Raw genomic sequence first — 1,089 nt, forward strand, 5'->3', positions numbered from 1 at the left:
TGTATTGACCACGAGCGTTGTTGACGGTGGTCTGGCTTGATCAAACGTGAAGACCTCCGGTGTGGTGGAGCTGTCTAGGACTGCACCGCACCGGAGGTCTTCGTGTCCCACCGTAATGCCCGCCTGACCGTGCACGGCAGGCGGCTCCTGGTCGAACGCGTCAGGGCAGGGCGCCCGATCGCACACATAGCCGCCGAGATGGGGATCTCCCGCACGACCGCCCACAAGTGGGTCCGGCGATGGCGGACGGAAGGCGACGCCGGCCTGCACGACCGGTCCAGCCGTCCCCGGACCACTCCACACCGCACCGCGGCCACGACCGAAGCCGAAGTCTGCCGACTCCGACGCGAGCGAAAGCTCGGCCCCGCCCGGATCGGACCGATCCTCGGCATCCCGACCTCGACGGTCCACCGGATCCTGACCCGCCACGGCATGCACCGGCTGCGATGGATGGACCGGCCCACCGGCCAGGTCATCCGCCGCTACGAGCGCGAACGCCCCGGCGAACTGGTCCACGTCGACATCAAGAAGCTCGGCAACATCCCGGACGGAGGCGGCCACCGCGTCATGGACCGCCAGGCCGGCGAGAGCAACCGGTACGCCACCACCCGCGCACGAACCCCGAGCGGGACCCCAGTGATCGGCTACAGCTTCGTCCACAGCGCCGTCGACGACCACACCCGCCTCGCCTACAGCGAGGTCCTACCCGACGAACGCAAGGAGACCGCCGCCGCGTTCTGGCACCGCGCCGAGCAGTTCTTCACCGGCCTGGGCATCACCGTCGAAGGCGTCCTCACCGACAACGGCTCCTGCTACAAGTCACACCTCTGGCGCGACACCCTCACCGCATCCGGCATCGCCCACAAGCGCACCCGCCCCTACCGGCCGCAGACCAACGGCAAGGTCGAGCGCTTCAACCGCACCCTGCTCGACGAATGGGCCTACCAGCGCCCCTACGCCAGCAACCAGGAACGAACCGAAGCGCTCCCCGCCTTCCTCCACGCCTACAACTACCATCGCAGCCACACCGCACTCGGAGGCCAACCGCCGATCAGCCGCGTCAACAACGCTTCAGGTCAATACACCTAG

The 1,089-nt window shown here is 68.0% G+C and carries 1 protein-coding gene; it reads left to right on the plus strand.

The annotated features are described in order from the left end of the window. Positions 1 to 102: 102 nt before the first annotated feature. On the plus strand, positions 103 to 1,089 hold the full coding sequence (locus tag AB0K51_RS34875; RefSeq protein ID WP_363462318.1) for an IS481 family transposase: 987 nt from the start codon (positions 103 to 105) through the stop codon (positions 1,087 to 1,089).

The organism is Kitasatospora sp. NPDC049285 (genome assembly GCF_040678815.1).
In the GTDB taxonomy this organism is placed as follows: Bacteria; Actinomycetota; Actinomycetes; order Streptomycetales; family Streptomycetaceae; genus Kitasatospora.